Consider the following 24,479-nt stretch of genomic DNA (forward strand, 5'->3'; position numbering starts at 1 on the left):
AAGCCAGGAGCCAGGGATGGAGGCCCGCCCGCGCGCGGACCGCCTTCCCCGGCTCCTGCTTCTACACTGCGTCAGCGATTACCGCTTCTCAATGGGACCGCCGATGACGATCTTTCCATCCGTCTGGATGGCGATGCCGCGAGCGGCTTCCTCGGTGGCCGCGGTCGCGACGTTGATCTTCGCGATACCGCCGGTGCCGAAGGTCGTGTCGAGGTTTCCATCGGTGGTGAAGCGCGCCACCACCATCTGGTTGTCGCCACCCTCAGTCACGAAGCCCGCCGCGTAGATGCGGTTGGTCGAGTCGAAGGCGACGGACCAGAAGCGGTCGTTCTCCGTGGTGGAGATCGGCGTGGCCTTGATGATGACCTCCTCCGCCGAGCCGTTCGTGGGGATGATGGCGAGGATGCCGTCGTCGTTCTGGTTGCCACCCGCGCGGTAACCCACCGCGGCGGCCCAGTTGCCGTCCGTCGACTTGGCCACGCCGAAGAAGGCCTGCTCCGGGCGGTCGAGGCTGAAGGTCTTGTAGCCTTCCGGCGCGAAGGTCGTGTCCGGCTGGCCGTCCGGCGTCTGCACCAGGAGGAGGGCCTGGATGTTCTGCGCACTCGGCGTGCCGCTGCCCACGTGCAGGACGCGGTCGTCGTTCAGGACCACCAGGTTGCGGCCACGGTCGTTGTCACCGGCCAGGTCCAACGCCACGGCGCCGCCCGTGCCCCACGTCGGGTCGAGCGCGCCCGTGGTGGTGTAGCGGAAGGACACCAGGTCCACCGTGCCGGAGGACGCGGAGCGGCCGTAGCCGGTCGTCACGTAGCTGCCGTTGGACTGCATGCCCACGGCGTAGGCCTCGGCCATGCCCCACTCAGGGTTGGTCTCGCTCTGGGCCTGGAACGGCGCGGACGTCACGACGCCCTTCCAGCCGAACGCGTCGTCCGCCTTGCCGTTGTCGTTCAGGCGCTGCAGCACGATGCGGTTGGCCGCCTGCGCACCCACGCCGGTGGGCATGGAGGTGTAGCCGGACGTCATGATCTTGCCGTCCGCCTGGATGAAGCCGTAGCGCATGCCGTCGTTCAGGTTGGACAGGTTGAGGACGCTGAACCCGTTGGGCGTCTCGGTCGAGCCGAACGTCGTGTCCAGCGCGCCCGTCGCCGTCAGGCGGGCCACCACGCGGTCGGTGTCCGCGCGCGTACCGTCCGCGCGCTTGTTGCCGAACAGCACGATGCGGTCCGTGCCGTCCACGCGCACGTCCCACAGCGAGTCACGCGTGCCGTCGCGGCCGGTGCCAAAGTCCACGTGCGTCACGCCGCCCGCACCGAACGTCGTGTCGTGCGTGCCGTCCTCGTTGAAGCGGACCACCGCGATGTCGCTGTCCAGCGCGCCGGTGCCCGCGTCAGGCGTCGGGTTCGTGCCCGCGTCCGTACCGGCGTCCGTGTTGGTGCCCGCGTCAGGCGTCGGCGTGGGCTCGTCGTCGTCGCCACAGCCCGTCATGCACGCCAGCGTGAGCGCCAACGCGGCTCCACGCACCAGGAAGCTGCGGTGCTTCACCGTCTTCAACATGATGTTTTCCCCTCCTCAGGAAGTCGTCGAACTGCAAACGATAATCGTTATCAGTTTCTTCGTGTCCGCCTCGTACTCCGGAAGACCGCGACGGGTCAACACCCAACCTGTGGAAACCCGCACGTTTCCCCGGGCAAACTTTGAAGTTGATTGTCATTAACAACATCGGCGTGTTAGCGAGCCCGGACATGAACACCGAGTCATCGCGCCCCCTCTCCGTCCTGCGTGCGCGCGCCATCGCGCTCGCGGTGCCCGCCCTCCTCTCGCTGTCCGCGTGCAAGTCGGACAAGGTGACCCCGCAGGACGCAGGGACGGACAATCCGAACGACGCGGTGGCGGCGACGCGCGCCGCGCTGCTGGAGTCGTCCGGGGCCTGTGTGCTGCAGACGGCCCGTGAGTTCCAGACCGCGGCCACCGCGCTGGAGAGCGCCGTCGCGGCCCACGCGGCCACGCCGGATGCCACCACGCGAGACGCCGCGCGCGAGGCCTACCACCGGGCCATGGACGTGTGGCAGGTGGCGGAGGTGATGCAGTTCGGTCCCGCCGCGCCCCGCAGCCTCCCGGGCGGCGCGGAGATTCGCGACAACATCTACTCGTGGCCCCTGGTCAGCCGGTGCGCCCTCGAGGAGCAGATCGTCAACCGCAGCTACGAGTCGGAGAGCTTCGACAGCTCACTGGTGAGCCGCCGCAGCCTGTACGCGCTGGAGTACCTGCTCTTCTTCGAGGGCAACGACACCGCCTGCCCCGGCACCTCCGTCATCGTGTCCCAGGGCACGTGGGCGGCGCTGTCGGCGGACGAGCGGGCCGCGCGCAAGCGGGCGTACGCCGCCGTGGTGGCCGCCGACGTCCGCCGCCGCGCGGACGCGCTGGTGAACGCGTGGGCCCCGGACCAGGAGAATTTCAGCCGGACGTTGACGACGGCGGGCTCCGGCAATGCCGTGTACCCCTCCACGCAGGCGGCGCTGAACTCCGTGAGCGACGCCATCTTCTACTTCGAGCGCGAGGTGAAGGACCTCAAGGTGGCACGGCCGCTGGCGCTGCGTGACTGCGCCACGTCGACGTGCCCCGAACACCTGGAGTCACAGTTCGCCGCGCGCTCGAAGGCGAACATCCGGGCCAACCTCGTGGGCTACCGGCGCATCACGGAAGGCTGCGGCGAGAACTTCTCCGGCACGGGCTTCGACGACCTGCTCGAGGCCTCGGGCGCCGACGCGCTGGCGGCGAAGCTGCGCGAGCGCAACGCGGCGGCGGCGGCGGGCATCGAGGCTGTTCCGGGTGAAGACCTGGCGACGGTCCTGGCTCAGGACAAGGCCGCGGTGCGGACGCTGTACGACGCCATCAAGGGCGTGACGGACGTGCTCAAGACGGAGCTCGTCACCGTGCTGGACCTGGAGCTGCCCCAGTCCGTCGAGGGGGACAATGACTGAGGTGGCGTCCGGCGAGCGCCCCGCGTCCGAGCGCATCTGGAAGGTGCTGCTGGCGCCGCGAGACATCGCGGCGCTGGTGGCGTTCCGCGTGGCGCTGGGGCTGCTCATCTTCGTCTCAGCGGTCCGGTTCCTCGCCTACGGCTGGGTGGACGTGCTGTTCACCGGCCCCCGCTTCCACTTCACCTACTGGGGCTTCGGCTGGGTGCCCGCGCTGCCGGCGCCGTGGATGCACACTGTCTTCGCGGCGCTCGCGGTGCTCGGGCTCTGCATGGCGGCGGGCCTCTTCTACCGCGTGACAGTGGGCCTGCTGTTCGTCGCCTTCACCTACGTCCAGCTCGTGGACGTCAGCAACTACCTCAATCACTACTACCTGGTGAGCCTGCTCCTCGGGCTGATGCTCGTCGTGCCGGCGCACCGGGCCTTCTCGGTGGATGCCTGGCGCAAGCCCGCGCTGCGCAGTGACTGGCTGCCCTCGTGGTGCACGCTACTGCTGCGCTTCCAGGTGGGCGTGGTGTACGTCTTCGCGGGGCTGGCGAAGCTGACTGGTGACTGGCTGCTCCACGCCCAGCCGCTCAGCATCTGGCTGTCGGCTCGGACGAGCCTGCCCGTCATCGGTCCGATGCTCGACGAGCCCTGGGTCGCCTACGTCGCGGCTTGGTCGGGATTCCTCTTCGACACCACCATCGTCGCCTTCCTCCTCACCCGGAAGCTGCGGCCCTTCGCCTATGTGGTGGTGCTCGGGTTCCACGCGGCCACCTCCGCGCTGTTTCCCATTGGCATGTTCCCCGTCATCATGGTCACCGGGGCCCTGGTCTTCTTCGAAGCCTCCTGGCCGCGGCGGCTGTACCACGGGCTGCGTGCCCGCCTCGCGCGGACGTCCGTCGCGACTTCGGCCGCCTCGGAAACACCCGTGACGCCCGCCCTGAGTGCTCCCGGCTGGAAGGGACAGGTGGCGCTCGGACTGGCCCTGACCTACGCCGTCGTGCAGGTCGCCATTCCGCTGCGCACCCACCTCTACGGCGGCAACGTCCTGTGGCACGAGCAGGGCATGCGCTTCTCCTGGCGAGTGATGGCGCGCGAGAAGAACGGCAGCGTGACCTTCATCGTCCGCGACCCGGCGTCGGACCGGGAGTGGCACGTCGCGCCCAGCCAGTACCTCACCCGCCTCCAGGAGCGGGAGATGTCGGTGCAGCCGGACCTCATCCTCCAGTTGGCGCGGCACATCGCCCGGGACTTCGAGGCGCAGGGCAAGGGCCGCGTCCAGGTCCACGTCGACGCCCAGGTGTCGCTCAATGGCCGCCCCGCGGAGCTGCTGGTGGACCCGGACGTGGACCTCGCTCGGGAGGTGGACGGCCTCGCGCCCAAGCGGTGGATCCGCCCGGCGCCGGAGTCGCCGCCCATCCGCTTGCGCTCTCCGCTGCGCGGCGCGACGGCCGAGCGCCCGTAGGAGCGTGTCGCGGTAAGGGCAAGGGGTTGGGTGGAGGGTGCGCCGTTGCAGCCGGCCCCCTGCCCCCTGTCCCGGGGGCGTGCCGTCCCCCGTCATTGCCGAGCTCTCATGCTGGTTTACGTTTCCAGAGGGCCCCGCGGGGTCTTCCGGAAACGAGGCGGCCATGGCGCTCCATTCTTCCCAGGATACGGCCCGCGCCGGCGCGGACCGGCCAGCACTGCACGGCGGAGGCGGTTGGGGCCGGCTGGGCAACGCGCTCAAGACGACCGTGTTGCTGGCCGGGCTCACGGCCCTGGTGCTCGTCATCGGCGACCGACTGGGCGGCCCGCAAGGCCTGCTCTTCGCCGGCCTCTTCGCGGTGGTGATGAACTTCGGCTCCTACTGGTTCAGCGACCGGATTGCCTTGGCCATCCACGGCGCCAAACCGTTGCCCTACGAGCAGGCGCCCTGGCTGCACGACATGGTGGCGCGGCTGGCCTCCCGCGCGGGCATGCCCAAGCCCAAGGTCTACATCCTCCCCACGGCGGCGCCCAACGCGTTCGCCACGGGCCGCAATCCCAGCCACGCCGCCATCGCGGTGACGGCGGGCCTGATGGAGCTGCTCGACCGGCGCGAGCTGGAAGGTGTGCTGGCCCATGAACTGGGGCACGTGCGCAACCGGGACACCCTCATCGGCACGGTGGCGGCGACCCTGGCCGGCATCATCAGCTACGCCGCGCAGATGCTCTTCTGGTTCGGCGGCTCCATGCTCAGCCGGGGCGACAACGACGAGCGCGGCGGATTGGGCAGCGCCTTCGCCAACCTGGGCCTGCTGCTGGTGGCCCCCGTCGCCGCCACGCTGCTCCAGCTCGCTGTCAGCCGCTCACGGGAGTACGGGGCGGACCAGACGGGCGCCGAGCTGGCGGGCGACCCGGACGCGCTCGCCAATGCCCTGCTGAAGCTGGAGCGCGGAGCGGAGGCCATTCCCTACGACAGGGCTCCCGCCACCGCCCACCTCTTCATCGTCAACCCGCTCCACCGTGGCGGAGTCATGGCCCTGTTCTCCACCCACCCGCCCATCCCCGAGCGGGTCCGCCGGCTGCGGGAGCTGGGTGCCCGCCTGGGAGCCCGCACCGGTGGGCGCGGCGGCTGGGAGTACGCGTACTGAAGCGACGGCCGGCGCCCCGGACGCACGCCGGGCCGCCGACCGGGGCGACGCAGGGAGTGAACCGAGGCACGTCTAGCAGTGGACCCTTGACGCCCTGGGGGCTGACGGTAGGCTGCCCCGCTTTTTGCATTTCCCCGTGGAGGTCGTTCCCGTGCTGGTCCTGGTCCTCGCCCTTGCTGTCGGGCTCGCCATCTCGCTCTATTTCAATCTCTTCGCCGGCCCCAAGCACGCCGCGCTTCCGTCGTCGTCCACGTCGTCGTCGGCGCCCCGCGCCGAGCTGGTGACGGACACCCAGGCGCGTGCCAAGGCCGAGGCGGAGCTGCAGCGCAAGCAGAAGGAGCTGGACGAGCAGCGCACTCAACTTCAGGACGTGAAGGAGCAGCTGAAGCAGGCCAAGCGCAAGCTCTACGAGCAGAAGGAGTCCGACAAGAGCGCGCAGGAGCTGGCCAAGGCGCGCGCCGAGGTGGAGCGCAGCGCCTCCACGCAGCTCGAGCGGACCCGTGAGGAGCTGTCCCACGCGCTGGTGGAGAACCAGCGGCTGAAGGCGGAGATGGAGTCCAAGGGCCGCCGCCCGCAGCCCGCGCCGGCCGCCCCCATCGCCGTGCCCGCCACGCAGGTCGCCGCGCCTGCCCAGGAGGGCGAGGCCGTCATCGCCGCGGTGGTGCCGGTGGTGCCCACGGCGACGGAGACGGTGCCGCAGGAGCGTGGCCAGCGCCGCTACCGCGAGCTGAATGACGCCGACCGCGAGAAGATGGAGCGGCTGGAGCAGGCGGCGAACAAGGACCGCCTCCGCGCGGTGGAGCTGGAGAAGGAGCTGCGCCGGGTGAAGGGCCGCAACGAGACGCAGCAGCGCGTCTATGCCGCCACCAAGCACGACCTGGACCTGAGCCGCGACAAGTACAAGGCCCTGGAAAAGCGCCTCAACCGCACGCTCCTGGAGCGCGACCTGATTCGCCGGGCCATCAAGGACCTGGAAAAGAAGACGGGCATGCTCGCCGACCGCACGGAGCTGACGCCCGAGGAGGTCGCCGCCAGCGACCAGCGCACCGAGGAGACGTCGCGCGTGCGCGCCGAGGCCGAGGCCCAGTCCACCCCCAAGGCGGAGGCCCCGATCGACACCGAGCAGCAGGCGCCCGAGAGCGCTCCGGCCGACGCGGAGTCCAAGCCCGCGCAGGCCTGACGCACCCGCCCTCACTGGGCACCTTGAAGGGCTCGGCATCCTGGAGGACCTCCAGGGCCGGGCCCTTCGTCATTTCCACATCAGGAGTCGGATGCGCCGCAGCCGCCTTCCAGCGGCACCGGCCCCCGGGCCTGGATGAGGCCCGTCAGGAGCTTGTCCATGAGGCGCTTGAACTCCGCCATCTCCCGCGCCGTGAGGTAGCGAAGCAGCTCCCCGTCCGTCCATCGGAGCGCGTCGCTCAGCAGGTTCAGCTCCGTCTGCCCAGCCGGGGACAGCTCCAGGCGCGCGCACCGGCGATCTTCCGCGATGCTTCGCTTCACCAGGCCGTCCTCCTCCAAGCGCGCGACGAGCCGGCTCACCGCGGGTGCGTCCACGAGCAGCCGCTCCGCGATGGCGGCCTGGCTGCGCACACCGTCGGCGATGGATTTCAGCGCCAACAACTGCATGAAAGGTCTGCTGGTCTGCTCGCCCAGCCGCTCGGTGAGGAGGCGACGGATGGCGCGCCGCAGCGAGGCCATTTGCTCCGGGACAGTCATCTCCCCCTAAAGATGGTTGCAGACATCAACCATTGTCAATTACATCGACGCGACGCGTTTGGTCACAACGGGGGGAAGTTTTCAGCCCACACGCAGTTCCCTCATTTCCTCCACCTCGTATGGCCTCCCCTTCCGTCATTCTCTTGGCGCTCGTCGCAGCGTCGACGCTGACCGAGCCGTCACCGTCCATTCCTGCGCCCGTCCCCTTCCAGCCGAAGGTGGAGGACGCGATGCTCACGCCCGTTGCCCCCGCCGAGCGGCAGGTAACGACCTGGGACGAGGCGCTCGCGCTCGTCCGGGAGCGCTCCACCGACCTCCGAAGCGCCGAAGCCGGCGTGGAACGCGCCGCGGGCCGCTCCCGGCAGGCCCTGGCCGCGCTGCTCCCCAATGCGCGTCTGTCGTCCAGTGTCGGTGTGGACCTCCTCAACCCCGACCTCCCCGTGGGCGCTGGCGGCACGCCGCTGGTGGGCATTGGAGGTGGAGACACCCGCGGTCCCTCCACGCCGCTGCTCACCGCCACGGCGAACGTGACGCAATCCCTGGTGGACGTCAGCGCCTGGCGCGGGCGCGCCTCGGCCGTGGCCGCCGAGGAAGGCGCGGCGGCGACGCTGGGTGAGACGCGGCGGCTGCTCACGCGGGGGCTGGCCCAGGTGCTGGTGTCCACGGTGGCGGCGGAGCGGGCGGCGGAGATCAACCGCGTGGGCCTGCGGCAGGCCTTGAGCGCTTCGCGCTCGCGCAGCGCACCTATGAACTGGGCGCGGGCAACCAGTTGGACGTGGTGCGCGTGGAGCAGGACGTGGCGGTAGCGCGCAGCGCCCTCGTCGCGGGAGACGAGCAGCTGCGGCGCAGCCGTGAGGCCCTGGGTCTGGCGGTGGGCTTCGGCAACGCCGTTGGCGTCAGCCGGGACTTCAACCTCCAGGGGCTGGTGAACGAGACGCAGCGGGCCTGCACACCCTTGAAGGACATGAACGAGCGGACGGACCTCGTGGCCTCGCGCGCGCAGCTGGAGTCCGCGCGTGACAGCCGCCAACAAGCCACCGCCGGCTACCTGCCCACGCTGGGCCTGTCGAGCACCGCCGTGGGCCTCACCACGGACCCCGGCTTCGGCCGCGTGGCCATCTGGAGTGTGTCCGCGGTGCTCTCCGTCCCCATCTGGGAAGGCGGCTTGCGCGGCGGCTTGATTCGCGAGCGAGAGGGCTCGAGCGCCAGGCGGCGGAGACGCTGGAGAGCACCCGCCGCAACGTGTCGATTCAGGTGGCCCAGGCCCGGCGCGCCGTGGAGGTGGCCGAGGCCCTGGTGGCGACGGCGGTGGCGTCCCGCGACCTCGCGGACCGGACCGACCGCCTCACCCGCCGTTCTTTTGAAGTGGGCCGCGGCAGCAGCCTCGAGCTGGTGCAAAGCGGAGCGGCCCTGCGCCAGGCGGAGCTGACCCTGGTGCTGCGTGAATTCGAGCTCGTCCAGGCGCGCCTGGACGCATTCCTGACGGAGGCGCGGTGCGACTGGTGAATCAGATGAAGGCGATGTGGGGTGTCACCCTGCTGGCGGTGGTGGCGGGCTGCTCGGCCCAGAAGGCCGCCCCGCCGGCCCCTCCGCCCCGCGAGGTGGAAATCGTGACGCTCACCCCGCGCGAGGTGCGCGAAACGGGGGAGTACCTGGGCTCGCTGATGTCGCGGCAGAGCGTCAACGTGCTGCCCCAGGTCGCGGGCTACGTGCGCAAGATTCACGTGCGTCCCGGTGACAAGGTGGAGGCCGGCGCCGCGCTCATCGAGGTGGACTCGCGCGAAGGCACCGCCGCGCTCGACAGCGCGCAGGCGCAGCTCAACTCCACCCAGGTGAGCCTGGAGCTGGCGCGCCGCACGCTGGAGCGCACCGAGGCGCTCTACAAGGAAGGGCTCGCGAGCGCGCAGGAGCTGGAGCAGGGCCGCGCGCAGGTGGAGGCAGCCCAGGCCGCGGCGCGTTCATCCGCCGCGCAGGTGACGCAGCGCCGGTGCAGCTCCAGTACCACGTGGTGCGTGCGCCCTTCGCCGGCACGATGGGCGACGTGCTGGTGCGGCTGGGTGACTACGTGGGCATGACGACGCCGCTCACCAGCGTTGCGCAGGCGGACGTGCTCGAGGTGAGCGTGTCGGTGCCGTCGCCGCGCGCGCGGTCGATGAAGCCCGACACCGCGCTCGAAATCCTCGACAGCACGGGCAAGGTGCTGCTCACCAGCAACGTCTTCTACATCGCGCCCCAGGCGGACCCGCGTACCCAGTTGGTGGAGGTGAAGGCCGCCTTCCGCAACACCGTGGGCCTGCGGCCCAGCGAGTTGGTGCGCGCGCGGCTCGTGTACTCGGCCCGGGATGCGCTGCAGATTCCCGCGCTCGCCATCGTGCGGCAGAGCGGTCAGCCCTTCGCGCTGGTGGTCCTGGCGAAGGACGGGAAGACGGTGGTGGAGCGCCGCCCCATCACGCTCGGCGCGCTGGGTGAGATGGCCTACGTGGTGGAGAGCGGGCTCCAGTCGGGCGACCAGGTCGCCGTGTCCTCGCTGCAAGCGCTGCGTGACGGCATGGCGGTGAAACCCAAGCAGGCCAACGCCCCCAACGCCCCCACTGGCAGCGGCCCGCCCCGGGCCTCTGGCAATGGTGGCGGCACTGTCGGCGGGAGCCGCTGAACGAAGGGCCGGATAGAGCACCATGTTCGTCGATTTCTTCATCCGCAGGCCCGTCTTCGCCATCGTCTGCTCCATCCTGCTGACGCTGGTGGGGCTGATTGCCATCCCCACGCTGCCCATCTCCCAGTACCCGGACCTGGCGCCGCCACAAGTCACCGTGACGAGCACCTACGTGGGTGCGAGCGCCGAGGTGGTGGAGAGCGCCGTCACCATCCCGCTGGAGCAGGAGCTCAACGGCGTGGAGGGCATGCGCTACATCACCTCCACCAGCAGCAACGACGGCACCAGCCAGATCACCATCACCTTCGAGGCCACGCGCGACATCGAGGTGGCCGCCGTCGACGTGCAGAACCGCGTCAGCCGCGCCGCGGCGCGCCTGCCCTCGCAGGTGAACCAGACGGGCATCGTCGTCAACAAGGCCTCCAGCCAGATGCTGCTGACGGTGGGCCTGTTCAGCGAGGACAACCGCTACGACGCCAAGTTCCTCAGCAACTACGCCGACGTGAGCCTGAAGGACGCCATCAAGCGCGTGCCCGGCGTGGGTGACGTGCGCATCTTCGGCGAGCGCAAGTTCTCCATGCGCCTGTGGCTGGACCCCACGGAGCTGGCGCGCCGCAAGCTCACGCCCCAGGACGTGACGCGCGCGCTCCAGGAGCAGAACCTCCAGGTGGCCGCGGGTCAGATTGGCCAGCCGCCGTCCACCGAGGACCAGCCCTACCAGATCGCGGTGCGGGCCCGGGGCCGGCTGGTGGAGCCGGCGGAGTTCGGCGACATCGTCCTGATGCGGGACACGGATGGCACGAGCATCCGGGTGAAGGACGTGGGCCGCGTGGAGCTGGGCGCGGAGAACTACGGCTCCGTCCTGCGCTTCAACGGCAAGACGGGCGTGGGCCTGGGCATCTTCCAGCTGCCCACCGCCAACGCGCTGGACGTGCGCGACGGCGTGTACGCGGAGCTCGAGCGGCTGTCGAAGCAGTTCCCGCCCGGCATGCAGTTCCAGACGGGCACCGACACCACCCTGGCCGTCCGCGCCTCCATCAACGAGGTCATCAAGACGCTGGTGGAAGCCATCGTCCTCGTCATCCTCGTCATCTTCCTGTTCCTGCACGGCTGGCGCAGCGTGCTCATCACCGCCTTCACCCTCCCCGTCTCACTGATTGGCACCTTCGCCTTCGTCCACCTGATGGGCTTCTCCATCAACACCCTCACCCTCTTCGGCCTCACGCTGGCCACGGGCCTGGTGGTGGACGACGCCATCGTCGTCATCGAGAACATCGAGCGGTTGATGGTGGAGCGACGCCTGTCCCCCGTACAGGCCGCGCGCGAGGGCATGAAGGAGGTGACCGGCGCGGTCATCGCCATCTCCGTGGTGCTGGTGGCGGTGTTCGTCCCGGTGGCCCTCTTCCCGGGCACCACCGGCGCCATCTACCGGCAGTTCGCGCTGACCATCGCCGCCTCCGTGGCGTTGTCCACCTTCTGCGCCCTCACCCTCACCCCGGCGCTCAGCGCGAAGATGCTGAAGCACCACGAGGGACCGAAGTGGGTCTTCTTCCGCTGGGTGGACAAGGTCCTGGACGGGACCAAGGCGCTCTACGGCCGGGGCCTGCGCAAGCTGCTGAAGCGTCCAGTCCTGGTCCTGGTCGCCTTCCTGGCGTGCATCGGCGGCACGGTGATGCTCTTCCGCGTCGCGCCCACGGGCTTCATCCCCGATGAGGACCAGGGCTACCTCATCATCTCCATCCAGGGCCCCGAGGGCATGTCGCTCGCCCAGACGGAGAAGGTGCTGGCGGAGGCAGAGGCGGTCTTGCAGGCGCAGCCCGAGGTGCGCGCCATGTTCGCCATTGGCGGCTTCTCCATGATGGGCAGCGGACCCAACATGGGCACCATCTTCTCGTCGCTGACGCCCTGGGAGGAGCGCAAGGGCAAGGACCAGTCGGTGGCCGCGCTGGTGGAGCGGCTGCGTGCCCCGCTGAGCCGCATCGGCGGAGCGCGCGTGATGCCCTTCCAGCCGCCCGCCATCCGAGGCGTCGGCAGCGTGGGCGGCTTCCAGTACATCGTCGAGGACATCGACGGCACCAGCTCGCTGGATGACCTGGCCGCGGCCACGCAGATGCTGGTGGCGAAGGCCAACGAGCACGAGCAACTGCGCGGTGCCTTCAGCACCTTCAACGCGGACACGCCGCTGCTCGACGTGGAGGTGGACCGGCAGAAGGCGAAGGCGCTCGGCGTGCCGATTGAGCAGGTGTTCGGCACCATGCAGGTCTACATGGGCAGCCAGTATGTCAACGACTTCAACTACGCCAACCGCACCTACCGGGTGTACGTCCAGGCGGAGCAGCAGTTCCGCGACAGCCCGTCGGACATCGGCGCCTTCTACGTGCGCAGCGACACCGGCGACATGATTCCGCTGGAGTCGCTGGTGAAGGTGGAGCCCACCGTGTCCGCCCAGGTCATCCGCCACTACAACCTGTTCCGCTCGGCGGAGATCAACGGGCAGCCGGCGCCGGACGTGTCCTCCGGACAGGCGCTGGAGGCCATGGAAACGCTGGCCACGCAGCACCTGCCTCAGGGCATGAGCGCGGAGTGGACGGGCATCAGCCTGGAGCAGAAGGAGAGCGGCGGGCAGACGGCCATCATCTTCGCGCTGGGCCTGCTCTTCGTCTTCCTGGTGCTCGCGGCGCAGTACGAGAGCTTCAGCCTGCCGCTGGTCATCATCTTCTCCGTGCCCCTGGCCATCATGGGCGCGTTGGGGTTGCAGCTGGCGCGAGGGTTCGCCAACGACGTGTTCTGCCAGGTGGGCTTGGTGATGCTGGTCGGCCTGGCCAGCAAGAACGCCATCCTCATCGTGGAGTTCGCCGAGCAGCTCCGGGAGGGCGGGAAGAGCACCATCGACGCGGTGGTGGAGGCGGCGGAGGTCCGCCTGCGCCCCATCCTGATGACGTCCATCGCCTTCCTCCTGGGCGTGGTGCCGCTGATGATGGCCTCCGGCGCCGGCGCGGCGTCCCGCAACTCGCTGGGGACGGCGGTGTTCGGCGGCATGCTGGTGTCCACGGTGGTGAACTTCGTGTTCATCCCCGGGCTCTACGTGCTGATGCAGAAGCTCCGCGGCGACGCGAAGCGGGCCACGGGTGAGGACGAAGCGGTGCCCACGCCCGCCGCTTCCCACTGAGGCCCGCGGGCGCTGGAAGGAAAACGGCCCGGCTCCTCACATGAGGGGCCGGGCCTTGTCACTGGCGACTAGATCGGAATGCCGTTACCGCCGCAGCCGCAGACCCTACGGCTGCTCCGGAGGTACTCGGTGCACGTCTGGCCCTCCGGGTTGGAGCAGACGCGGTACTGGTTGCGGGCCTGGTACTGCGTCCCCGTCGTGTACATCGAGCAGTCCCACGGGCGCTCGGGGTCGCAGAGGCGGATCTTGCACGCGACGTCGTCCGGGTCACACGCCGAGATGGCGCCGCAATCCACGATGGCCGACCACCCCGTACACGCGCCGTACCCGGCGGCGACACAGGCACCTTCGGGCGTGGTACCGCACGCCTCCTGCAGCGCCTGCAGCATCTCCGCGTCCGGTACCGGAATCGAAGACTGGAGCTTCTCCAGCTCCTCCGACGAGAGCGTGGACACCTGCGCGCCCTCATCGACGGACGACTCCTCCAGCGGCCCGCAGGCCGTCATCAGCGCCATCACCACGGCCCCCACCAGCGTCTTCAGCTTCATCATGGCTCTCCTCTGACATCTCCCACCAATGGGAGACACGGACCCGCCCGCTCCTAAAAGGAATTGCGGGCTCGCTTGGCCATACGAAAGGGATGAGGAAACCTGGCTCGAATAAAAACCAATTCCAGACAAGAATTCGCCGGTGAAGGCGTCAGCCCATCTGCGCGGCGCACTCACAAAGAACAATTCCAAGGCCACCAAAGAGACGCCATCCATCCTCACGCATCCAGCGGCCAATTCCTGGCGCCGCGCCTTGCGCTCGAACCAGCACGGATTCGGACGGGTACCAGCGCGCCCCCTGGAGTACGCTGAGACCCACTGGAGGTAGCCCCTCCCCCTCGGCGGCCCCCGAGCAGGCGCCTGCGCCCCCTGGAGACGAGACTTGCGGTTGGACCGCCCGCCACGTAGCGAGGAATGCCCGTGAAGCTCTCCCTCGCGACACGCATCTTCCTGGGCTACGCCGTGGTGCTCGGCACCTTCGGGCTGGTGTCCCTGTTCAGCGTGACGGAGCTCCACCGCAACCGGCTGGAAATCCGGCTGGTGAGCCAAGGCTACCTCCAGCTCTCCCAGGACGCCGCGGAGCTGGAGACCTTCCACGCCACTCAGGAAAAGGACACCGAGCGCCTGATTCAAGAGGGCAACGTCGAAATCCGCCGCGCCTTCATCCGGCTGGCCCGGACCTACAACTCGCCCCTCATGACCCAGCGGCTCGCCGCCGCCCAGGCCAAGGCGCATGAAGTGCTGGCCTCCGCCCCCGACAGCGAGGTGCCCTTCATCCGAGGCCTGGAGGACCGCTTCGGCGAGCTCCAGGCCCGCTACCGCGACTACGGCCGCGCCGCGGAAGCCGTCTTCGCCGTCCTGTCCACCGAGAATCCGGACCGCGAACAGGTCGCCGTCGCCACCGCCGAGCTGCGGCAGGAGGAGAACGCCATCGGCCGCGAGATTCGCGTGCTGCGCGCCGCCCTGTCCAACCGCATCCGCGAGCGCGTGGACGGCGCCGAGGAGCGCGAGCGCACCACCGGCCTCTTCATCATCGGCTTCTCCGTGGCCGCCATCGCCGTGGGCGTGGGCGCCACCGCCTGGTCCGCCCGCACGCTGCGCCCCATGCGCAACCTCATCCGGGGCGTGTCACGCATCGGCCGCGGTGACTACAACGCCCAGCTCGGCGTGCGCGGCGACGACGAGGTGGCCGTCCTGGCCCGGGAGTTCGACCAGATGGCCCGCTCGCTCCAGGCGCGCGAGGCCCAGCTCAAGGCCCAGGCCGAGGCCCTCATGCGCGCGGAGCAGTTGGCCGCCGTGGGCCGCATCTCCGCGCAAATCGTCCACGAGGTGCGCAACCCCCTGTCCTCCATTGGCCTCAACGTGGAGTTGCTCCAGGACGGGTTCGAAACCGCCCGCTTCGCGACCCCCGAGGACGCGGCCGAGGTGAAGGACCTCATCTCCGCCGTCACCCAGGAGGTGGACCGCCTGGCGGATGTCACCGAGCAGTACCTGCGCATGGCCCGCCCTCCCCGGCCCGACCTGGACCCGCGCGACGTCACCGCCGTGCTGGACACCGTGCTCGACTTCACCCGCGAGGAGTTGGAGCGCGCCGGCGTGGAAGTGGTGCGCGACTTCGCCCTGGATACCCCGCACGTGCTCGCCGACGAGGGCCAGCTGCGGCAGGTCTTCCTCAACCTGCTGCGAAACAGCCGCGAGGCCATGCCGTCCGGCGGCCGCCTCACCATCATCACCCGTCCGGCGGAGGACGCCGTGGAAGTCACGGTGCGCGATACCGGACAGGGCATGACGGAGGATATCCGACAGCACCTCTTCGAGCCCTTCTTCACCACCAAGGAGGGGGGCACGGGCCTGGGCCTGGCCGTCAGCCAGCAAATCCTCCAGGTGCACGGTGGCTCGCTCTCCTGCCAGAGTATTCCCGGCCAGGGGACGGCCTTCGTGTTAAGGCTTCCTCGCGCATGAGCTTCACTACGTACCGGGACGTGCTGCCCTCCGGGCTGCGCGTCGTCACTATCGAGACGCCCCACCTCCACACCGCCCTGCTCGCCGTCTACGTGCGGACGGGCAGCCGCCACGAGACGCTCGTCAGCAATGGCGTCAGCCACTACCTGGAGCACCTCTTCTTCCGCGGCAGCGAGGGCTGGCCGGACACCGTGAAGATGAACGCGGCGGTGGAAGAGGTCGGCGGCAACCTCAACGGCGTCACCACCCGGGACCACGGGTACTACTACACGCCCATCCACCCCGCGCACCTGCGCGTGGGCCTGGACATCATCGGCGACATGCTCACCCGTCCCCGCCTCACCGACATGGAGGTGGAGCGGCAGATCATCCTCGAGGAGATGCTCGACGAGGTGGACGAGAAGGGCCGGGACATCGACCTGGACAACCTGTCCAAGCACCTGCTCTTCCCCGGGCACCCGCTGGCCCTGAAGATCGCCGGCACGCGCGAGTCCGTCACGAACATGACGCACCCGCAGATTCTGGAGCACTTCGCCCAGCACTACGTCGCGGGGAACATCGTCGTCACCGCCGCCGGCCGGGTGAAGCGCTCGGAAGTCGTGGAGATGACCGAGCGAGCCTTCGCCCGGCTCCCACGCGGCCCGTCCAGCGTCGAGGCGCCACCGCCCCCACCCCGGCCGGCCCACGCCTGCACTTCGTCAGCCATGACGAGTCGCAGACGGAGTTCCGCCTCAACTTCCGCGGCGTCCCGGAGCAGCACGAGGACTACCCCGCGCTGCAGATCATCCGCCGCGTGCTGGATGACGGCCTGTCGTCGCGGCTGCCGTTCGAAATCGTGGAGAAGCGCGGCCTGGCGTACTCCGTGAGCGCGTCGCTGGACGCGTACCACGACGCGGGGCTGCTCGAGATTGAGGCCGCCAGCGCTCCGGAGAAGGCCGCGACGGTCATCACCGAGGCCTTCCGCGTGCTGTCCACGCTCTGTGAGAACGAAGTGGGCGAAGAGGAGCTGGCGCGCGCCAAGCGCCGGCACCGCATGCTGCTGGAGTTCTCCCAGGACTCGCCGGGCGAGCTGGCCGGCTGGTTCGGCGGCACGGAGCTGTTCCGCACGCCGGAGTCGTTTGGCCACCGCGCCGACCTGGTGGACTCGCAGTCCGCCGCGCGCGTGCGCGAGGTGGCCCGGCGCTACTTCAACCGGGAGAACCTCACGGTGGTGGCAGTGGGCCAGCGCAAGGGCCTCAAGGCCCTGGAGCGCGTGGTGGCGGATGCCCCCGGCCTTCCCGGGCCGGAGGCCGCGCCGCTGGCGGTGGTCAGCGGCGGCCGCGGATGATGATCGGGCCCGAGGACTTCTTCTTGGGCTTCGGCAGCAGCGCGTTCAGCGCCTTCTGGGTGCGGAGGTAGTCCGGGTTCTCCGGCTCCCGCTTCAGGGCCTCGTCGATGAGCTTGAGGCCCTGGGTCACCTTCGTCTGCATCCGCGCATAGAGGGCGGCGAGCTGGGCCTTCTCCTCGATGGTGGCCTCGCTCATGCTGAGCAGCAGCTCCAGCGACGTCTCCGCATCCGTGATGCGGTCCGCATTCAAGTGGATGCGCCACATCCGGGCGTGAACGGGCGCGAAGCGGGGCTCCGCGGATAGCGCGAAGCGGTAGGCCTCCTCCGCGCCGCGGCGGTCCCCTTGCTCCTCCAGCGAGCGCCCGCGCACGTACTGCGCCCGGGCCAGCCGGGGGTTGAGCTGGAGCGCCTGGTCCACCAGGGATTGCGCATCCGCGCGGCGCCCCTGCACCCGCACCGACTCCGCCAGCCACGCCAGCGCGTCGGCGTTCTGCGGCTGCGCCTCCACCAGCTTGCGCAGGGCCTCCTCCGCGTCCGCGGCCCGGCCCAGAGCCAGCAGCACCCGTGCGCGCAGCGTCACCACCTCCGGCCGCTCCGCGTCAGCTCCCTTCACGGCGTTCAGGTCGGACTCGGCCAGGTCCGGGAAGCCGCTGACCAGGAAGTAGCGCGCGCGCAGCAGCCGCGCGGAGGCCAGCGCCGGGTCCTGGTTGAGGAGCCGGTCCATGAGGTTGGCGGCCAGGAGCTCGTCGCCCTTGAGCCAGAGCACCTCGGCCTCGACGGACTTGGCCTCGGCGTCGTCCGGGTTCTCCCGCAGGATGTTCTCCAGCGTCTTGAAGGCGGCATCAATCATGCCCTCACGCGCCTGGATACGGGCCAGCCGCAGCACGTCCGCGTCCGGCAGGTTTCCCGCGTCCCGCATGGTGATGAGCGCCGCGAGCGCGTCCTTGGTGAGGCCCTGCTGGAGGTAGATGTCGGCCAGCTGGCGCTGGATGGTGGGGTCCGAGCCGGGCGACATGGAGGAGGCCTGCTTCAAGGCCAGGATGGCGGCGCCCTCATTGCCCGCCATGCGGTGGGCCTGCGCCATGAGCAGGTGCGGCTCTGGATTGTCAGGCGCCGCGGTGGCGGCCCTGCTCAATGCGGCAAGCGCGGCGTTGGCCTGTCCGCTGGACAGGTGGCCGCGGGCTTCAGTCAATGCTGCCTGGGCCCGCTTGGCCTGGTTCTCCGCGGCGGCAACTTCCGGCTCTTTGCAAGCAAGCAGCGGAAGGAGCGCCAGGGTCCACGGTCTGATTCGAAAAAGACGGTGCATCGCTGAGGCGCAGGGTACCGGATGTTATCCTCCTTCGTCGATGGACCCATTCGTTCGGCGCCTCGTGGAGAGGCTCCATGACCCCAGCAAGCCGCTGTCGCGGAACCGGCACTTCCACACGTTCGACACCCCCGAGGGGCGAGCGGCGCTGAAGGTCGTCCGACGGCTGCGCAGCCTTCAGAAGGACATCCTCGCGTGCCACGCGGAGGGCTTCCGCGCGCGAATCTTCCGCCACGCGACTGGGAAGGGTGAACACCGCATCGAGCTCCTCATGGAGCGCCTCTCCGGCCGCCGCGTCTCCATGCTCCAGTCCGACGAATTCGAGCTGCTCACCGCGCTGCCCGGCGTGCGTGACGCGCTGGAAGTGTTCGACGAAGCGGCGTAGGCTCCTCGTCATGGATTCCTGTCGGCATCTGGCCCCCGTCTCCCTGCGCCGCCTGCGCGGCTGAGCGCGGCAGCAAGCGGACTGCTCCGCGCGGTTCGGACGCCGCAGCACTGCGTCCGTTCCAGGCGAGGTGTGCCCTGACAGGGCCTCCCCGGTCTCTTTGCTGCCTTCGTGCCCGCTTTCCGCGTCGCGGAAGGCCCGGGCGCGATGTGCCGCGCTCCTGTTCCTGAGCCACGGCCTCGCCTGGCGTGCGCCCCGTGCGTGACGAACCTGCGTCATGCGTGTGCGGCTTCCACGCGCGTGCGGGCTGCCGGGCGCTCACGCCAGGGTCCTGACACCCCGCGCCTGAGGGCCTCCCGCGACTCGTTCCCGGCCATGCGCCGCCACGAGCCTCTGGAGCCCTTTCCGCATGTCAGCGTCCGCCTCGCCCCGCTTTCCGCCGCCCCTTCTTCCACTGCTCTGCTGTCCCATCTGTCAGTCACCGCTTCGCCAGGAAGCAACGGCGCTGCGCTGTGTGGCCCGCCATGCCTTCGACGTCGCCAGGCAGGGCTATGTCAACCTCCTGCCGGGCCACCGCGCCCCGGGCAATGCCGACACCCTGTCGATGGTCGCCGCGCGAGAGGCATTCCTCGCGCGAGGCCACTACGAACCGTTGGCCGCGCGATTGGCGGAGCATGCCGCGCGGCTCACCGGCGCTGATGCGACCGAGGGCTGCGTGCTCGATGTGGGAGCGGGTACCGGGCACTACCCGCCCGTGTACTCGACCGGTGCCCGGCGCTGACGGGGCTCGCCATCGACATCTCCCGCTTCGCTGCCCGCCGGGCCGCCAGGGCCCACGCCCGGGCGGGTGCCCTCATCGCGGACGGCGAGCGGACGTTGCCCATCCGAAATCACAGCGTTGCACTGGCGCTCAGCGTCTTCGCTCCTCGCAACATCCCAGAGCTCCACCGCGTCCTGAATCGCCGAGGCGCACTGCTCATCGTGACACCCACGGACCAGCACCTGACACAGCTCATCCAACCCATGGGGCTGCTGAGCGTCGACGCGCACAAGGAGGAGCGGCTCCACGCGCGGCTGCGGAACACGTTCGAGCCCGGCGTCCGGGAAGCGCTGGAGCTGACGTTGCGGCTGACGCGCGACGACGCGTTCCACATCGCGGCCATGGGGCCCAGCGCGTTCCATGCATCCACGGAGGAGCTGCGGCGGCGCGCGGACGTGTTGCCCGAGCCCTTCACCGTCACCGCGTCCTTCACCGTGGCCAACTACCACCGCGTGGAGCGGAACGGCTCCGCGCCCGCCTGAGCAGCGCTCGCGCGAGGCGCCCAGACCGCGATGCGCCGCGCGGTCTGGGCCCCTGCCCCGCGCAGAGCATGGGGTTGAAGCCCAGGGAGAAGCCCGTCGTCCTGCCCCACGGGCTGACGCCGGAGCCCATTCGGACGATGAAGCGCTTCTCCCAGGCGACGCGCAGGCCACCGCCGGAACGGCTACTCCGGAGGTCCACGCCGGGGCGGCGGCGCGTTCTTCATCCGTTCGTATTCCTCGTCCGTGAAGACGCGGCTGCGGGTGAGGAAGCGCACGCCCAGCGGGGACTCCAGGCTGAAGCCGGCGCCCCGCCCCTTCACCACGTCCAGGGTGAGGTGCGTGTGCTGCCAGTACTCGAACTGCGCGCCGCCAATGTAGACGGGGCAGCCCTCCACCTCGCCCAGGAAGACGTCTCGCTGGCCCACGCGGAAGTCCCCCACGGGGTAGCACATGGGCGCGCTGCCGTCGCAGCAGCCTCCCGACTGATGGAACATCAAGGGCCCGTGCGTGGCGCGGAGCTGGCGGATGACCGCGGCGGCCTCGGGCGTCACGTCCACCCGGGCCACCGCCGTGGCGCCGTCCTGTCCGCCCGTGCCGGGGCCGGCACCGGCGCCACCCATCAGAAGAAGCCCATGGCCTTGGGGCTGTAGCTGACCAGCAGGTTCTTCGTCTGCTGGTAGTGGTCCAGCATCTTCCGGTGGTTCTCCCGCCCGATGCCGGACTGCTTGTAGCCGCCGAACGCCGCGTGCGCGGGGTAGATGTGGTAGCAGTTGGTCCACACGCGGCCCGCCTCGATGGCGCGCCCCGCGCGGTAGGCGGTGTTCCCGTCACGCGTCCACACGCCGGCGCCCAGGCCATACAGCGTGTCGTTGGCCTGGCGGATGGCGTCGTCGAAGTCCTTGAAGGTCGCCACGCTCACCACGGGGCCGAAAATCTCCTCCTGGAAGACGCGCATGCGGTTGTGGCCCTGGAAGACGGTGGGCGCCACGTAGTAGCCGTCCTTCAGGTCGCCGGGCAGCGCCAGGCGCTCGCCGCCCGTGAGGACCTTGGCGCCCTCCTTCTTGCCGATGTCGATGTAGCTGAGGATCTTCTCCAACTGGTCGTTGGACGCCTGGGCGCCGACCATGGTGTCGGTGTCCAGCGGGTTGCCCGGCTTCACCTTGCGGACACGCTCGAGCGCCTTCTCCATGAACTGGCTGTAGATGCGCTCGCTGATGAGGGAGCGCGACGGGCAGGTGCAGACCTCGCCCTGGTTGAGCGCGAACATGGCGAAGCCTTCCAACGACTTGTCGAAGAAGTCGTCGTCCCGCGCCATCACATCCTCGAAGAAGATGTTGGGGCTCTTGCCGCCCAGCTCCAGCGTGACGGGGATGAGGTTCTCACTGGCGTACTGCATGATGAGCCGGCCCGTGCTCGTCTCGCCGGTGAAGGCCACCTTCGCGATGCGCGGGCTGCTGGCCAGCGGCTTGCCCGCCTCGACGCCGAAGCCGTTGACGACGTTGAGCACACCTTCGGGCAGCAGGTCCTGGATGAGCTCGGTCCACAGGAGGATGCTGGAGGGCGTCTGCTCCGCGGGCTTGAGGACCACGCAGTTGCCCGCCGCCAGCGCCGGGGCCAGCTTCCAGGCCGCCATCAGGAGCGGGAAGTTCCAGGGGATGATCTGCCCCACGACGCCCAGCGGCTCGTGGAAGTGGTAGGCGACGGTGTCGTGGTCCAGCTCGCTCACCCCGCCTTCCTGCGCGCGGATACACCCGGCGAAATATCGGAAGTGGTCGATGGCCAGCGGGATGTCCGCGGCCAGCGTCTCACGCACGGGCTTGCCGTTGTCCCACGTCTCGGCGACCGCGAGCATCTCCAGGTTCTGCTCCATCCGGTCGGCGATCTTGTTGAGGATGTTCGCTCGGGCGGTCGGCGAGGTGCGGCCCCAGGAGAGCCGGGCCGCGTGGGCCGCATCCAGCGCCTTCTCGATGTCCTCGGCCGTGGAGCGGGCCACTTCACAGAAGGGCTTGCCCGTCACGGGGCTGATGTTCTCGAAGTACTGACCACGCGTGGGTTCGACCCAGCGCCCGCCAATGAAGTTCTGGTAGCGGGGCTTGAACTGCACCTTGGAGCCGGGCTGATTGGGGGCGGCGTAGATCACTGCACTCTCCTGGGCTGGTTTGGTGAACGGGCCACCCCAGAGCAGCGCGCGTGCCAGTGCTCGCGTCCGTCGACGTTGCGGCGCGTCGTGTCCCGCTCTGCGACACCTGTCCGGACACGCATGGCGCGGAGCGCGACAGGTGCGTCGCGCGATGGACACCGTCCTCCAGTGAACGTTCAGGCGCGCGAGGGCAGCGTGATGCCGAAGCGCTCCGCCATCCGGTAGAGCGTGCTTCGTGCGATGCCCAGACGCCGGGCGGCCTGCGCCACGTTGCCGCCACTGAGCGCCAGGGCCTCTTGGATGGCGCGGGCCTCCAGCTCGCGCAGCGGGCCGGTGGCGGCGGCACCCGCGCTCGGTTGACTCGGCGGAGTGGAAGCGGGCGGCGCGGCGGGCCGTGGTTCTACCTGGGCCCCGGGCGAGAGCGGGCTTCCCAGCCCTGACGGCAAGGCGTCCACGTCCAACACGGGGGCGCCTCCCGCGCGCACCAGCGCCAACCGCAGCACTGTCTTCAGCTCGCGCACGTTGCCGGGCCAGGGGTGGGCTGCGAGCCGGGTGAGCGCGGCGGCGGAGATGCTCGGCGTGGCCAGGCCTTCTTCTTCCGACAACCGCCGGAGGAGTGCATGGGCCAGTTCCGGCAGGTCGTTGCGCTCGCGCAGCGGTGGCAGCCGCAGCACCGCGCCCTGGAGGCGGAAATAGAGGTCGGAGCGGAACGTGCCGTTGCGCACGGCCGCGTCCAAATCCCTGCAGGTGGCGCCCACCAGGCGGAAGCGCGAACGTCGCACGCGGGACTCTCCCACGCGCGAATAGGCACCGTCCTCCAGCACCCGAAGCAGCAACACCTGGAGCGCGGGCGGCATCTCCGCCAGTTCGTCAAGGAAGAGCGTTCCGCCGTCCGCCGCCGCCAGCTTTCCCTCCGCTCCGCCGACACGCGCGCCGGTGAAGGCGCCAGGCGCGTGGCCGAACAGCTCACTCTCCAGCAACGCGGGCGACAGCGCGCCACAGTTCACCGCCACGAAGGGCCCCGTGGCGACCGCGCTGGCCGCGTGCAGTGCGCGAGCGAGGAGCTCCTTGCCCGTGCCCGTCTCGGACAGCAGGAGCACCGGCAAGCTCGTGGGCGCGAACCGCTCCGCTTCTCGCAACGTGGCGCGGTGCTGCGGGTCGTTCCCCTTGAGCGCCGCCCACGGTCCAGGTGGCACCACCGTATCCGCCCCCCACAGGTCCCGGGACAGCGTGCGAGGCGCACGGCCCTCAGAGGAAGGCTCCGCCACCACAGGACGTGAATCCGCGCGCCCAGGGGTCATGCCCAGGGACCGGACACCCGAAGACTCCAGCCGCACCAGCACCGCGAGCGCCGAGCTCCCATCCCCCGTCCCCACCGCCTCCGCATGGATGCGCCACGCCGGCCCCTGTGAAGCAAGACGCGTCTCCAGCGCCACGCCTCGCAACGCGGCGTCCGTCAGCACCCGCCACGAGACGCCGAGCGCCGCCTCCACCTCCATTGGCCCCTGCCCACCGAGCAACGCGCGCGCGGCCGCGTTGAAGCGACTCACCCGCCCCATCGGCTCGACGACGAGCACCGGGCCATCCTCACGCGACAGGCGCGCCTCCAATCCCCCCGCGCCGCCGCGGCCACCCGGGCCCAGGCGACCTCGCGCAGCCGCGCCTCGGCGGCATGGGCCACACTGGCCACCGCCACCAGCACCAGCGGATCCGCCGCGCCAGCCGGCCCCGTGACGTCCAGCACGGCCACCAGCTCTCCAAAGGGGTCATGGACCGGCGCCGCGTAGCAGACGAGCCCATGGTGCCGCTGCGCGTAGTGCGCCGGCCCCACCACCGCGACGGCGGAGGACTCCGCCAGGGCAGTGCCAATGGCATTCGTCCCGCGTGACGTCTCATCCCAGCAGGCCCCCTCCACCAGGCGCACGTAATCCGCGTGGTGGGTGAAGTCCCCGCCCGAGCTGCGCGTTGCCAGGATGACGCCCTCGCGGTCCGCGAGCAGCGCCACCCGCCCCGAAGGAAGGGGCGCCGCCGACAACATCTCCAGCATGCCGCCCAGCTCGTGCCACACCGGCTCCAGCCGGGCCCGGCGCTCGACCAGCGCCAGGCTGCCCACACTGGGCCCTTCGTCCGGCTGTCCGGTGCTCGGGGCGCCCAGCGACCGTGAGCGCTGCCAGCGGGGGAGGATGGAGCGCAACTCCGGGCGCAACCCCGCCTCCCCGTCGAGTGCCCCCACGAGGAACTGCTCCCACAGGAGCGGTGATGCGCTGAGCGTCAGCGTCCCCAAGGACCTTGAATCTTGGTTGAATCCCGATGGCGACAACAACCTGGGAACGCCGCAATGTTTCTGGCCCAACCTGACGCAGCGCATCACACAGTACGGGTCGCCTCCCACCCCACCT

Annotated in this window: 15 protein-coding genes and 4 pseudogenes; 11 read left to right on the forward strand and 8 right to left on the reverse strand. The window is 69.9% G+C overall.

Annotation, left to right across the window (positions count from 1 at the left end):
- Window positions 1–78: 78 nt before the first annotated feature.
- Window positions 79–1,551 (reverse strand): hypothetical protein, encoded by a 1,473-nt coding sequence (locus tag QEG98_RS26890; protein ID WP_316563311.1) that lies wholly within the window; start codon window positions 1,549–1,551, stop codon window positions 79–81.
- Window positions 1,552–1,739: 188 nt separating this feature from the next.
- Between QEG98_RS26890 and QEG98_RS26895 the strand changes: the two genes are divergently transcribed.
- From QEG98_RS26895 to QEG98_RS26910, 4 genes are all read left to right on the forward strand, one after another.
- Complete coding sequence (locus tag QEG98_RS26895) at window positions 1,740–2,978, forward strand: imelysin family protein (RefSeq protein WP_316563312.1); 1,239 nt, start codon at window positions 1,740–1,742, stop codon at window positions 2,976–2,978.
- A complete protein-coding gene (locus QEG98_RS26900; RefSeq protein ID WP_316563313.1) occupies window positions 2,971–4,425 on the forward strand; it encodes an HTTM domain-containing protein in 1,455 nt (484 codons plus the stop codon). Before QEG98_RS26895 ends, QEG98_RS26900 begins: the two co-directional genes overlap by 8 nt.
- A gap of 163 nt (window positions 4,426–4,588) precedes the next feature.
- On the forward strand, window positions 4,589–5,572 hold the full coding sequence (locus tag QEG98_RS26905; RefSeq protein WP_316563314.1) for a zinc metalloprotease HtpX: 984 nt from the start codon (window positions 4,589–4,591) through the stop codon (window positions 5,570–5,572).
- A gap of 151 nt (window positions 5,573–5,723) precedes the next feature.
- Window positions 5,724–6,752 (forward strand): cell envelope biogenesis protein TolA, encoded by a 1,029-nt coding sequence (locus tag QEG98_RS26910; protein WP_316567971.1) that lies wholly within the window; start codon window positions 5,724–5,726, stop codon window positions 6,750–6,752.
- Window positions 6,753–6,832: 80 nt separating this feature from the next.
- Here the strand turns inward: QEG98_RS26910 and QEG98_RS26915 are convergent, their stop codons facing one another.
- Window positions 6,833–7,288 (reverse strand): MarR family winged helix-turn-helix transcriptional regulator, encoded by a 456-nt coding sequence (locus QEG98_RS26915; protein WP_410477847.1) that lies wholly within the window; start codon window positions 7,286–7,288, stop codon window positions 6,833–6,835.
- A 119-nt stretch (window positions 7,289–7,407) separates the two neighbouring features.
- Here QEG98_RS26915 and QEG98_RS42220 point away from each other — a divergent pair.
- From QEG98_RS42220 to QEG98_RS26935, 3 genes and pseudogenes are all read left to right on the forward strand, one after another.
- A pseudogene (locus tag QEG98_RS42220) lies at window positions 7,408–8,794 on the forward strand (TolC family protein).
- Window positions 8,795–8,799: 5 nt separating this feature from the next.
- Window positions 8,800–9,941: pseudogene (locus QEG98_RS26930) on the forward strand (efflux RND transporter periplasmic adaptor subunit).
- Window positions 9,942–9,963: 22 nt separating this feature from the next.
- A complete protein-coding gene (locus QEG98_RS26935) occupies window positions 9,964–13,110 on the forward strand; it encodes a multidrug efflux RND transporter permease subunit (RefSeq protein ID WP_316563317.1) in 3,147 nt (1,048 codons plus the stop codon).
- Between the two features lie 68 nt (window positions 13,111–13,178).
- Here QEG98_RS26935 and QEG98_RS26940 read toward each other — a convergent pair whose 3' ends face one another.
- Complete coding sequence (locus QEG98_RS26940; RefSeq protein ID WP_316563318.1) at window positions 13,179–13,661, reverse strand: hypothetical protein; 483 nt, start codon at window positions 13,659–13,661, stop codon at window positions 13,179–13,181.
- A gap of 411 nt (window positions 13,662–14,072) precedes the next feature.
- Between QEG98_RS26940 and QEG98_RS26945 the strand changes: the two genes are divergently transcribed.
- Together QEG98_RS26945 and QEG98_RS26950 are read left to right on the forward strand one after the other, a co-directional pair.
- Window positions 14,073–15,620, forward strand: a complete 1,548-nt coding sequence (locus tag QEG98_RS26945; RefSeq protein WP_316563319.1) for a sensor histidine kinase — start codon at window positions 14,073–14,075, stop codon at window positions 15,618–15,620.
- Window positions 15,617–16,947: pseudogene (locus tag QEG98_RS26950) on the forward strand (M16 family metallopeptidase). The gene QEG98_RS26945 and the pseudogene QEG98_RS26950 overlap by 4 nt, the downstream one beginning before the upstream one ends.
- Here the strand turns inward: QEG98_RS26950 and QEG98_RS26955 are convergent.
- The gene (locus QEG98_RS26955) at window positions 16,928–18,253 is read right to left on the reverse strand and encodes a tetratricopeptide repeat protein (protein ID WP_316563320.1); all 1,326 of its coding nucleotides are present in this window, start codon (window positions 18,251–18,253) and stop codon (window positions 16,928–16,930) included. The pseudogene QEG98_RS26950 and the gene QEG98_RS26955 sit on opposite strands and share 20 nt — an antisense overlap.
- 40 nt (window positions 18,254–18,293) lie before the next feature.
- Here QEG98_RS26955 and QEG98_RS26960 point away from each other — a divergent pair, with 40 nt between their 5' ends.
- Window positions 18,294–18,638, forward strand: a complete 345-nt coding sequence (locus tag QEG98_RS26960) for a hypothetical protein (protein WP_090495799.1) — start codon at window positions 18,294–18,296, stop codon at window positions 18,636–18,638.
- 409 nt (window positions 18,639–19,047) lie between these two features.
- Window positions 19,048–19,940, forward strand: a pseudogene (locus QEG98_RS42225) (putative RNA methyltransferase).
- Between the two features lie 182 nt (window positions 19,941–20,122).
- Here the strand turns inward: QEG98_RS42225 and QEG98_RS26975 are convergent.
- The 4 genes from QEG98_RS26975 to QEG98_RS26990 form a co-directional block, all read right to left on the reverse strand.
- On the reverse strand, window positions 20,123–20,560 hold the full coding sequence (locus QEG98_RS26975) for a DUF779 domain-containing protein (RefSeq protein ID WP_316563323.1): 438 nt from the start codon (window positions 20,558–20,560) through the stop codon (window positions 20,123–20,125).
- Entirely contained in the window at window positions 20,560–22,080 is a 1,521-nt protein-coding gene (gene adh, locus QEG98_RS26980) for an aldehyde dehydrogenase (RefSeq protein WP_316563324.1), read from the reverse strand. The genes QEG98_RS26975 and adh overlap by 1 nt, the downstream gene beginning before the upstream one ends.
- Before the next feature lie 176 nt (window positions 22,081–22,256).
- On the reverse strand, window positions 22,257–23,657 hold the full coding sequence (locus QEG98_RS26985) for a sigma-54 interaction domain-containing protein (RefSeq protein WP_316563325.1): 1,401 nt from the start codon (window positions 23,655–23,657) through the stop codon (window positions 22,257–22,259).
- Window positions 23,627–24,364 carry a GAF domain-containing protein gene (locus tag QEG98_RS26990; RefSeq protein ID WP_316563326.1) on the reverse strand — a complete coding sequence of 246 codons (738 nt, stop codon included), beginning with the start codon at window positions 24,362–24,364 and terminating at the stop codon, window positions 23,627–23,629. The genes QEG98_RS26985 and QEG98_RS26990 overlap by 31 nt, the downstream gene beginning before the upstream one ends.
- Between the last annotated feature and the right edge of the window lie 115 nt (window positions 24,365–24,479).

This window comes from Myxococcus sp. MxC21-1 (genome assembly GCF_032612255.1).
In the GTDB taxonomy this organism is placed as follows: domain Bacteria; phylum Myxococcota; class Myxococcia; order Myxococcales; family Myxococcaceae; genus Myxococcus; species Myxococcus virescens.

Bases quoted from the DNA above. Each gene is read 5' to 3' on its own strand.
- QEG98_RS26890 (WP_316563311.1), bottom strand. From the start codon at position 1,551: ATGTTGAAGACGGTGAAGCACCGCAGCTTCCTGGTGCGTGGAGCCGCG.
- QEG98_RS26895 (WP_316563312.1), top strand. From the start codon at position 1,740: ATGAACACCGAGTCATCGCGCCCCCTCTCCGTCCTGCGTGCGCGCGCC.
- QEG98_RS26900 (WP_316563313.1), top strand. From the start codon at position 2,971: ATGACTGAGGTGGCGTCCGGCGAGCGCCCCGCGTCCGAGCGCATCTGG.
- QEG98_RS26905 (WP_316563314.1), top strand. From the start codon at position 4,589: ATGGCGCTCCATTCTTCCCAGGATACGGCCCGCGCCGGCGCGGACCGG.
- QEG98_RS26915 (WP_410477847.1), bottom strand. From the start codon at position 7,288: ATGACTGTCCCGGAGCAAATGGCCTCGCTGCGGCGCGCCATCCGTCGC.
- QEG98_RS26935 (WP_316563317.1), top strand. From the start codon at position 9,964: ATGTTCGTCGATTTCTTCATCCGCAGGCCCGTCTTCGCCATCGTCTGC.
- QEG98_RS26940 (WP_316563318.1), bottom strand. From the start codon at position 13,661: ATGATGAAGCTGAAGACGCTGGTGGGGGCCGTGGTGATGGCGCTGATG.
- QEG98_RS26945 (WP_316563319.1), top strand. From the start codon at position 14,073: ATGCCCGTGAAGCTCTCCCTCGCGACACGCATCTTCCTGGGCTACGCC.
- QEG98_RS26955 (WP_316563320.1), bottom strand. From the start codon at position 18,253: ATGCACCGTCTTTTTCGAATCAGACCGTGGACCCTGGCGCTCCTTCCG.
- QEG98_RS26960 (WP_090495799.1), top strand. From the start codon at position 18,294: ATGGACCCATTCGTTCGGCGCCTCGTGGAGAGGCTCCATGACCCCAGC.
- QEG98_RS26975 (WP_316563323.1), bottom strand. From the start codon at position 20,560: ATGGGTGGCGCCGGTGCCGGCCCCGGCACGGGCGGACAGGACGGCGCC.